The sequence below is a fragment of the Pseudomonas sp. OA65 genome (assembly GCF_017498305.1).
In the GTDB taxonomy this organism is placed as follows: Bacteria; Pseudomonadota; Gammaproteobacteria; order Pseudomonadales; family Pseudomonadaceae; genus Aquipseudomonas; species Aquipseudomonas zanjanensis.
In genome coordinates this window covers 1-10,278 of the sequence record NZ_JAGDEZ010000015.1, presented here as the reverse complement: position 1 = coordinate 10,278, position 10,278 = coordinate 1, and the positions used below count along the sequence as shown (strand labels likewise).

The following is a 10,278-nucleotide window of genomic DNA, read 5'->3' as shown; positions in this document are numbered from 1 at the left end:
GGCCCCCTTTGTGGGAGCGGGCTTGCTCGCGAAGACGGCGGCACAGCCAACATATATGCCAGCAGGTCCACCGCCTTCGCGAGCAAGCCCGCTCCCACAGGGTTATTGGGTGACCTTGAGGTTTGGGTACAACACAGGGGCCATTGTGGGAGCGAGCCTGCTCGCGAAAGCAGTGGCGCGGCGGGTTACAGCCACCGCGGCGTGGTGAAGAACGAGGCCATTTCCGAGCGGGGCAGTGCCGCGCCGAAGTAGGGGCCTTGGACATGGTCGCAGGCCACGTTGCGCAGTTGGCTGAATTGCCGGGCGTTTTCGATACCTTCGGCGGTGACCATGAGCCCGACGCTGCGGCTCAACCGAATCATCGCCAGGACACCTTCCTTGTCGTCCTCCAGGCCCAGCTGCGAGAGGATGTTGCGGTCGAAGCGGATGCCATCAAACGGCTGGTCCAGCACCTCGCGCAGGGAGGCGATGTTGGTGCCGAACTTATCGATGTTGATCCGCACCCCAAGATCCTTGAGCGCATGGAGGGTGGCGGCGACGGCCTTGTGGTCGGCCAGCAGCACCCCTTCGGCCACTTCCAAGGTTAGCCGGTGAGGCGCCAGGCCACTCGTTTCGAGCGCTTCCTGCACCTGGTTGAGCAGGAAGCTGCTGTTGAACCACCGGGGTGAAACCGCGAGGGAGACATTCACATCGCTCGGCCAGGTCACGGCTTCTTCACAGACGTTGATCAAGACCCAGGTGCCCAGTTCTTCCAACTGACCTGAGGTTTCGGCCACGGGGATGAAGTCGGCCCCACCCAGCTCACCCTTTTCGGGGTGGTGCCAGAAAATCTGGGCTTCGAAACCGTGCAGTTGCTCGGCGATCACGTCGAAGCGAGGCAAGTAGCGCAGTTCCAGTTGGTCGTGTTGCATGGCGTTGCGCAGTTGCTGCTCGTATTGCCGCCGGTCGCGGGCCAGGTTGCCCATGGCTTCCACATACACGCGCCAGGTGTTGCGGCCCGCCGCCTTGGCCGCATACAAGGCGATGTCGGCGTGGCGCAACAGCTCATCGGCCCGTTCGTCACCGGGCTGCGACCAGGCGACGCCGATGCTCACCCCCAGGTACAGCGTGTTGCCGTCCAGGTGCATGGGCCGTTGCATGCAGTCGATCAGTCGTGCACAGAGTTGATCGATATCGTCGGCATCGCCGGGCTCGGGCATGACAATGACAAACTCATCACCGCCCAGGCGCGCCACCAGATCGGTGCCACGGACGTTTTGCTGGAGGATATGCGCCACTTCCCTGAGCACTTTATCGCCCACGGCATGGCCCAGGGAGTCGTTGACCGGCTTGAATCGGTCCATGTCCAGGTTCAGCAGCACCAGGGGCGGGCGATCGGGTCGATCCAGGTGTTCGCGAAGGCAATCGAACAAACGGTTGCGGTTGGCCAGCCCGGTCAGCGGGTCATGCAGGGAGAGGTGCTTGATTTGGGCCAGTGCCCGCAGTTCATCGGTGATATCCGTGGCGGTGCCGCGAAAACCCAAGGTGCCGGCTTCGATGGCCCGAACCGAGAGCTTGCAGGTGCGGATGCGCTGGTTGCGCGCGGTGTACTCGCACAGCAGCGGTGCCGAAGAGAGGCTGTTGGCGCCGCCGAGCAACCATTGGGCAATCGAGATCGAGCCACCATGGGGATGGAGCAGCCGGTGCAGCGGTTTGCCGAGCCATTCCGTGGGGCTGAAGCCGGTCACTTGTTCGAAGCGTTCCGACAGGTAGGTCAGCGTCCCGGTCGAGTCGACCTCCCACAACCAGTCGGAGGAGACTTCGGCGATATCGCGGAAACGTTCTTCGCTGCGCTCCAAAGCCTTGCGGTGGGCCAGCAGGCTGGCGTATTGACTTTCCTGGGCGCGCAGCATCGTCAAGGCGTGGCGCAGAACGGCCAGGGCCAGGATCGCCAGCACCAGTAACGCCACGGCCAGCAACGGCAGCAGGACTTTGCGCAGATCCTGGCCCGGGGTCTGCGGTCGCCACGCCAGGGCCTCTTGGGTCAGATCGTCGAGCAGCAACTGGGCGGTATTGGCGGGGCCCGGGGTCCTGGCGATATGGGCGTCGGGCAGGGCGAAGTCCCGCGCCAGGTTTTCCAGGGCGCCGGGGTCCAGGACCTTGACGAAGAGCATCAGGCTCGGCGGGCCGGGAATTTGCGCCACGCTGTTGTCCGTGCCGGTGGTGATGGCGGACACGGCGACAAACGCCGGGGCGTCGTCGTGGTGCAGCAGCTCGACGACCACTTCGTCGTGATTTTCCGCCGTGCTGGCTTTGTTCCGCAGTGCTCGCAGGTCGCCGGTCAGCCAGGTGTCGGCATCGACCTCGCTCATCTGGCCATCGATCACCGAATAAACCGTTTTGCCGGTCGGGGAAATGACAAACACCGCCTGGTAGCCATAGAGCGAAAACACGCTGCTACCGACGTTTTCCTGGTCATAGGCCCATTCTTTGTCGACGTCGACATGCAGGTGCCGGTAGGCGTCGCTCCACTTGGAATAGTCGCTCAGGTCGCGGCCGATGCCGGTGCGGATGCCCTCGATGGCCCGTTGGGCGAAAAACAGGCTCTGTTCGCGGGCGCGCCGGTCCTGGGCCGCGGTAATGTTGAGCAGCACGGCGATCGCCAGTGCGGACATGACAAACAGCAGGAGCATGATGGCCGGGAACGTGCGACGGGTGAAACTACGGGTTGGCGAGCCCGGGGAAAGGACAGTCGATTCATTGCCAGCATTTTCAGTCATAAAAAAGTCATCAGCCAAAAGCGATTTCACCCGCACCTGTCTTGTATCGGCGGGTGGGCTGATTTACTTAGTCGTGTTAACGAAGCGGCCGACAGGCTGCGTTGTCATGATCATGTGCGGGCCTTGAAGCGGGATGCCCATTCGAGCGCAACATCCCGCTGGCGCAGGTAATTGACCCCGGCGGCGGCCAGCAGGGCGATGAATGCGGCAAGCGCGGCCAAGGCCATGTCCTTCTGTGAATCCCACGGGTCTTGTTGGGCACCGACAAAGGCCTTGGCGGTGTCGCCGCCGATATAGGCACCGCCCAGCCATTCAATGATCTCGTAAATGGCCGACGACGCGAGGATCAGGCTCCAGGCCAGCAAATAGCCCGTGCCCCCCTTTGCAGGCACCACCCGCAGCAAAACCTCGCGCAGGGGATAGGCCAGCAGCAGGCCATAGCTGAAATGCACCAGCCGATCGAATTGGTTGCGTTGGAACCCCATGAGCTGGTCCAGCGAAGGGCCCCCGGTCAGGGCCTGCCACCACTGGTTGTAGGGCACCTTGGCGTAGCTGTAGTGGGCGCCGATTTCATGGATGCAGAGAAACACGAACAGCAGCGTGGCGGACAGCCGGGAAAAGCTGAATCGCCGATGAACGGCCACCAGCACGACCAGCAACACAACCACCAGCAGGTTTTCCGCCAGTCAGTCGCTGCGTTTCAGGGGGGCGATGGCCAGCCAGCCCCACACCACGCAGAACGCCAGCAGCAGGGACCTTTCATAGCGACGATTCAGCTCAACGGTGGGCATCGTGTCACGCCTCACTCTTTATCCGTGCGATGGCCCGGCAGCAGGCTGCTCAATACCTGCTTGGCGGTCTCCACCACGATGCCTCGCTCGTTCGGGTCGCCCTGGAGCAGGGTCGAGGCAAACTTCTTGGCCTGTTCCAGCTTGATATGCGGCGGCAGCGGCGGCACGTCGGGGTCGGTGCGAAATTCGATCAGCACCGGACGATCCGCCGCCAGCGCGGTTTCCCAGGCCGTGGCCACGTCGTCTTCGTGCAACACGAGGATGCCCTTCAAGCCAATGGATTCGGCAAACAGGTGGTAGGGCACGTCGGGAATGTCCTGGGAGGCTTCGAATTTTGGATCGCCCTCCATCACCCGTTGTTCCCATGTCACCTGGTTCAAGTCCCGATTGTTGAACACCGCACAGATCCAGGTGCCGTTGGCCCAGGTGCGCCAGTATTTGGCGACGGTGATCAGCTCGGCCATGTTGTTCATCTGCATGGCGCCATCGCCCACCAGGGCGATCACTGGGCGCTGTGGATGGCAGAACTTCGCCGCGATGGCGTAGGGCACGGCGGCGCCCATCGACGCCAGGCCACCCGACAGCGAACACATCATGCCGCGACGGATCTTCAGGTCGCGGGCATACCAATTGGCGCAGGAGCCGGAATCGCAGGTGATGATGGCCTGCTCTGGCAGTCGTGGCGACAGCTCGAAGGTGACTCGCTGCGGGTTGATCGGTTTGGCGGCGACCAAGGCGCGTTTTTCCAGGGTGCGCTCCCAGCGTTCCCGCCAGTGCTCGATTTTCTTGCGCCAGGCGCGGTCGGTTTTTTCTTCGATCAGCGGCAGCAGGGCGCGCAAGGTGTCGACGCTGTCTCCATGCAGGCTGACTTCCATGGGATAGCGCAGGCTGAGCATGTCCGCTTGAATGTCGATCTGCACGCCCCGGGCCTGGCCCTCAGGGGGTAGGAACTCGGCGTAGGGGAAGCCGGAGCCAATCACCAGCAGCGTGTCGCAGCCGGCCATCAGGTTGTCGCTGGGCTCGGTGCCGAGCAGGCCGATGGTGCCGGTGACCCAGGGCAGGTCATCGGGCACGGCGGCCTTGCCCAGCAGCGCCTTGGCCACGCCGGCGCCGAGCTTATCGGCGATGGCGATGACTTCGTCGGTGGCATGCAGCGCGCCAGCGCCGACCAGGATGGCGACTCGCTTGCCTGCATTGAGTACCTCGGCGGCTTTGCGCAGGTCCTCTTCGTAGGGGACGACGCTGGGCTTGCGGTAGCCGACGCCGGAGTGAACGGTCCCGTGCTTGTGACGCGGCGCGGTGTATTCCATGTCCTGGAGGTCGTTCGGCAGGATCAGCGCCGTGACCCGGCGCTCGCCCACCGCCGTGCGTACGGCGCGGTCGAGCAGGTGCCGCACCTGGGCGGGCACGCTGGCTTGCTGGACGAACGCCCCGGCCACGTCCTTGAACAGGCTGACCAGGTCCAGTTCCTGCTGGTAATGCCCGCCCAGCGCGGCGCGGGCCTGCTGGCCGCTGATGGCGAGCACCGGCATGTGATCCATTCGGGCATCGTAGAGGCCGGTCACCAAGTGGGACGCGCCGGGTCCGGAAGTGGCGATGCAGACCCCCAGTTCGCCGGTGAACTTGGCATGGGCGCAGGCCATGAACGCGGCCATTTCCTCGTGGCGGGCCTGGATGAAGCGGATTTTTCCCTGGGCGCGGTTCAAGGCGCCAAACACGCCGTTGATGCCATCGCCCGGATAGCCATAGATACGGCGAACCCCCCATTCATAAAGACGTTCCACCAGGAAATCACCGACGGTCATGCTCATGTCTGTCCCTCGTTTCGGGCTGTGGTCGCTCGGCGCGACGTGCAGCGGTTGACGTTCATACAGGACTTGACCGGTGCACGCCGTCCAAGGTTTCGATTTTTTCAACCAGGTGCGCGGCGTCAGCCTTGGGCCTGGCAATGTCAGGGCGAACGACATCGCGGGCAAGCCTTGCTCCCACAGGGTTGATGCTCGAGCTCAAAATACGCTGTTCACAGCTGATCCCTGTGGGAGCAAGGCTTGCCCGCGATGAGGGACGGCGTGTATCGCAGTGTGTACCGCGCAGGCCCGGATACATCTGCTTGACGAAGGGCCTGGCCGGCGACACAGGCCGGATACACACCGCCGATTAACTACGCCAGCCAGCCGGCCCCGAGCCTCGGTGCCGGTGACTGGCGGATTAATCGTCAATCGTCAGAGGAATACCCCATGCTCAACTTCTCCCGTCATTCATCCCTTGCACTTGGCCTGGCTCTGGTCGGTGGCCTGGGTCTCTCCACGGCGGCTTCGGCCTTGACCATGAACGACCTGGCCCAGGGCTACACCCTGGCCGCCGCCGATACGGTGAAGAAACCCGCCGAAGGCAAGTGCGGCGAAGACAAGTTCGCCAAGACTGACAAAAACCACGATGGCCAGGTCTCGCGGGACGAATTCATCGCCGCCGCGCCGGAACGCGCCGCTGAGTTCGACAAGATCGACACCAACCACGACGGCGGCATCTCGTTGCCGGAAGCCAAGCAATACCTGTCGGCCCAGGCGAAGACTGCGGAAGGCAAATGTGGCGAAGGCAAGTGCGGGGCGGCTATCGAGTCCTGATTCGCCCCTGGTGGTGAGCCTGATGCGTTGATGCCAGCCCACTGAAGCGGCGTCGAACAAAGGCCCCGTGGCGAGGGAGCTTGCTCCCGCTGGGTCGCGCAGCGGCCCCATTTTTTTTGGGCCTGCTGCGCCCGAAGCGTCGGACCGGTCCAGCGGGAGCAAGCTCCCTCGCCACGGGTGTTCGTCTTTCTGGCGTGCGATTGATCGTCTCATGAGGCTCACCACATCTCGTTTCCCCAGGAGATGTGTCATGTTGAATCTACCCCAACCCTCGGCAGGCCTTGGCCTGCGCCGGGCCTTGCTCGACGAGCTGCGCCAGGCGCCGTCCGGGGATTTCGATTTTCTCGAAGTGGCCCCGGAAAACTGGATCGGCATCGGCGGCCCCCATGGCGCCGCCTTGCATTCGCTGGCCGAACGTTATCCGTTGACGTGCCACGGCCTGTCGTTGTCCCTCGGTGGGCCGGTGCCGCTGGACCTGGCGTTTCTCGGCCAGGTGCGTGCTTTCCTCGAGCGTTTCAAGGTGCCGTTGTACAGCGAGCACTTGAGCTACTGCGGTGATGACGGGCATTTGTATGATCTCTTGCCGCTGCCCTTCACCGAAGAAGCGGTGCATCACGTGGCCGCGCGGATCCGTCAGGCCCAGGATGTGCTGGGACGACGCCTGGCGGTGGAAAACGTCTCCTATTACGCCGCTCCCCAACAGGACATGAGCGAGCTGGAATTCACCCGGGCGGTGTTGCGCGAAGCCGATTGCGACCTGTTGCTGGACGTCAACAACGTCTACGTCAACTCGGTCAATCATGGCTTCGATCCCCAGGCATTCCTGGCGGGTCTTGAGCCGGGGCGGGTGGTCGCGATGCATGTGGCCGGGCATTACGACGAGTCCGAGACGCTGAAAATCGACAGCCATGGCGCGCCGGTCAAGCCAGTGGTCTGGGCGCTGCTGGCCCAGGCTTATGCACGTTTCGGCGCACAGCCGACCTTGCTCGAACGGGACTTCAACTTCCCGCCTTACGCCGCGCTCGTGGCCGAACTGCAGACGATTCGCCAGTTGCAGCACCAGGCCGTCACCTGGCAGGCGGTGGCCCATGGCTGAGGCCCGGCAGACGCTGCAACAGCAGCAACAGGCGCTGACCCTTTACCTGCGCGACCCGGAACACTGTCCGGTCCCGGCTGGCATGGACGCGGCGCGGGCCCAGGTGTATCGCGACCTGATCTTCGAGAACATGCGTTCGCTGCTCAGCGGCACCTTTCCCGTGTTGGTAAACCTGCTGGGACAGCACCCTTGGCGTGCCTGTGTGCGCCGATTCCTGCGTGAACATCGCTGTACCACGCCCAAGTTCGGTGAAATCGCCGAGGAATTCGTTGGCTACCTTGCAGACCATCCTTCGCCGGACTGGCCGCCGTTCGTGGCGGAGCTGGCGCACTACGAGTGGGTCGAGATGGCGCTGCTGCAATCCGAGGCCGAGCCGTTGCCGTCCCATGACGAGACGTCCTTGCTCGGCTCGCCGCTGCGAGTCTCGCCCTTGGCCTGGCCGTTGGCGTACCAATGGCCGGTGCATCGCCTGGCGCCGAGTTACCAGCCCTCGACACCACCGGCGCAGCCGACGCTGCTGCTGGTGCGGCGAACGCCTGGGTTCGAGGTGCGTTTTTCCGAACTCAGCCCGTTGGCCTGGCGACTTTTGCAGCGCATCGAGGCCTATCCAGGGTTGACGGGGCGAGGGCAGTTGCTGGCGTTGGCGCGGGAGGCGGGGGTGGATTCTGCCGAGTTCATGGACAGTGCCGTGGCACTGTTGCGGCGGATGCAGGAGGAAGGGGTTGTTGGCGTAGCGTTGTAATCTGCCATTGAAAAGCTAACCCCTGTGCGGCCCTGCTGTGGGAGCAAAGCTTGCTCGCGATGGGTCGCCCCTCGGTCTGACTGATTGACCGAGTCGTCTGTATCGCGGGCAAGCCTTGCTCCCACAGCAAGCTCCCACAAGGGGGGTGTCAGGCCTTGTTTCGGTGATGCAGGCCTGCCCTCAGCACCGCATCCACACTCAACTTCCCAGCCCCTTGCAACAGCAATGGCAGCAAGGCCACCAGGTAGATCAACGGCAGCTTGAAGTTGCCGTGTCCCTTGTTGGTAATCGCATAACCCTGGGCCAGTTCACTCAAGCTCGACCAGTCCGCCGGCCAGTGCACGGCAGCGGTCGCCACCACGGTGACGACGATCAGCACCAGGGCCGAGAGGCGAGTACCCAGGCCGATCAACAGGGCGATGGCGCCGATCAGCTCGGCCCACATCGCCAGTTCCCAGTTCCACTGGGCCGGCACATGGTTGAACGGGAACGGGAACGCAGATTGGATCTCGGCGAACCAGTTCGCGCCGTTCCATTTCTCCAGGCCGGACTCGAAGAACTCCCAGGCCAGGAACAGGCGCAGGCCCAGCGGCGCCAGCCATGCCCCGACGTTATCGAGCTGGGTATGCCGGGTTTTCAAGGCATTTGCGTACATGATCGATCTCCCTGGGCTCAAGCCGCGTGTTGCGGCCGTTGGCGACGCTGGGTGGCCTGGGCCAGCTTGCCCACCAGGCGGACGGCGGTCGCGGCGCAGATCAGGCCGAAGGGCAGCACGTACCAGTCGCTCATGGGAATACGTTTGAAGTTGGAATAGGCAAAGATCGCCGCCAGCACCCACATGCCGGTGACATGCAGGCGCTTCCAGGCCTTGAAACCGATCAGGCGCGTGGTGCTTTTGAACGAGGTCAGCGCCAGCAGCAGGATGAACACATACCCCACGGTGCCGGGCACGTTGCCGAGGGTGGTGCGGCCGGGCCAGAACTCGGTATTGAGCTGGCCGTAGGTGTAAATCAGCACGGCGTGGACCAGGTGGGAAAAGGCAAAGGCCAGTCCGATGAAGCGCCGTTCACGCACCAGCGCCCGGCTCAGGGGCGAGGGCACCAGCACCGCGAATGCCGAGGCGGTGAAGGCCAGCAGGAACAGGATGAACGACGAACGCGCCGTGGCGCGAATGGCGCTGCGCACGCCTTCGGTCAGGTCCGGATTCAGTATCAGGATCAACCCGGTCATCAATAGCACCAGGGCGGCGAGCAGGCTGAACAGTGACCAGCCTTGGTAACGAAAGGGGGATGCGGTAGGGGTAGGCATTTGAAGGCTCCTTGGGTGTCGGGGGCCCGGTCGAGATAGTGCCGGGGTTGCGAGGGAGTCTTTCAAACCGGTGTAAGCGGGGTGTGTCCGCGGCGCAGCATTGTGCAAGTTCGTGTATGCCGATCCTCCGCAGACACACTGGTATACAAACCGCTATCGCGAGCAAGCCCACAGGGGAATTTGGGTAAGGCACCCTATTTGCAGCGCCACAGAACAGTGTGGGAGCGGGCTTGCTCGCGAAGGCGTCAGGTCAGTTGAATGGATGCTGACTGATGCCCCGCTTTCGCGAGCAAGCCCGCTCCCACAGGGGGAGTTTGGGTAAGGCACCCTATTTGCAGCGCCACAGAACAGTGTGGGAGCGGGCTTGCTCGCGAAGGCGTCAGGTCAGTTGAATGGATGCTGGCTGACACACCGCTATCGCGAGCAGGCTCGCCACACAGGGGGAATTTGGGTAAGGCAGCCTATTTGCAGCGCCACAGAACAGTGTGGGAGCGGGCTTGCTCGCGAATGCGTCAGGTCAGTTGAATGGATGCTGGCTGATGCCCCGCTTTCGCGAGCAAGCCCGCTCCCACAGGGGAATTTGGGTAAGGCACCCTATTTGCAACGCCACAGAACAGTGTGGGAGCGGGCTTGCTCGCGAATGCGTCAGGTCAGTTGAATGGATGCTGACTGACACACCGCTATCGCGAGCAGGCTCGCTCCCACAGGGGGAGTTTGGGTAAGGCACCCCTATTCGCAACGCCACAGAACAGTGTGGGAGCGGGCTTGCTCGCGAAGGCGTCAGGTCAGTTGAATGGATGCTGGCTGATGCCCCGCTCCCACAGGGGGAGTTTGGGTAAGGCACCCTATTTGCAACGCCACAGAACAGTGTGGGAGCGGGCTTGCTCGCGAATGCGTCAGGTCAGTTGAATGGATGCTGGCTGATGCCCCGCTTTCGCGAGCAAGCCCGCTCCCACAG

Annotated in this window: 8 protein-coding genes; 3 read left to right on the top strand and 5 right to left on the bottom strand. The window is 63.2% G+C overall.

Going from position 1 to position 10,278, the window contains the following annotated elements:
• Positions 1-185: 185 nt before the first annotated feature.
• The 3 genes from J3361_RS14820 to J3361_RS14810 form a co-directional block, all read right to left on the bottom strand.
• The gene (locus J3361_RS14820; RefSeq protein WP_207965212.1) at positions 186-2,759 is read right to left on the bottom strand and encodes an EAL domain-containing protein; all 2,574 of its coding nucleotides are present in this window, start codon (positions 2,757-2,759) and stop codon (positions 186-188) included.
• Positions 2,760-2,869: 110 nt separating this feature from the next.
• Positions 2,870-3,427, bottom strand: coding sequence for a DUF2238 domain-containing protein (locus J3361_RS14815; protein WP_347709630.1), 558 nt, complete (start codon positions 3,425-3,427; stop codon positions 2,870-2,872).
• A 134-nt stretch (positions 3,428-3,561) separates the two neighbouring features.
• The gene (locus tag J3361_RS14810) at positions 3,562-5,361 is read right to left on the bottom strand and encodes a thiamine pyrophosphate-requiring protein (protein ID WP_207965211.1); all 1,800 of its coding nucleotides are present in this window, start codon (positions 5,359-5,361) and stop codon (positions 3,562-3,564) included.
• A 426-nt stretch (positions 5,362-5,787) separates the two neighbouring features.
• Here J3361_RS14810 and J3361_RS14805 point away from each other — a divergent pair, with 426 nt between their 5' ends.
• From J3361_RS14805 to J3361_RS14795, 3 genes are all read left to right on the top strand, one after another.
• The gene (locus tag J3361_RS14805; protein WP_092172907.1) at positions 5,788-6,174 is read left to right on the top strand and encodes an EF-hand domain-containing protein; all 387 of its coding nucleotides are present in this window, start codon (positions 5,788-5,790) and stop codon (positions 6,172-6,174) included.
• 250 nt (positions 6,175-6,424) lie between these two features.
• Entirely contained in the window at positions 6,425-7,270 is an 846-nt protein-coding gene (locus J3361_RS14800) for a DUF692 domain-containing protein (protein WP_207965210.1), read from the top strand.
• Complete coding sequence (locus J3361_RS14795; protein WP_207965209.1) at positions 7,263-8,012, top strand: putative DNA-binding domain-containing protein; 750 nt, start codon at positions 7,263-7,265, stop codon at positions 8,010-8,012. Before J3361_RS14800 ends, J3361_RS14795 begins: the two co-directional genes overlap by 8 nt.
• Before the next feature lie 148 nt (positions 8,013-8,160).
• Here J3361_RS14795 and J3361_RS14790 read toward each other — a convergent pair whose 3' ends face one another.
• The gene (locus tag J3361_RS14790) at positions 8,161-8,667 is read right to left on the bottom strand and encodes a DoxX family protein (RefSeq protein ID WP_207965208.1); all 507 of its coding nucleotides are present in this window, start codon (positions 8,665-8,667) and stop codon (positions 8,161-8,163) included.
• Between the two features lie 17 nt (positions 8,668-8,684).
• Positions 8,685-9,320: a ferric reductase-like transmembrane domain-containing protein gene (locus tag J3361_RS14785; protein WP_207965207.1), complete on the bottom strand. Its 636-nt coding sequence runs from the start codon at positions 9,318-9,320 to the stop codon at positions 8,685-8,687.
• Between the last annotated feature and the right edge of the window lie 958 nt (positions 9,321-10,278).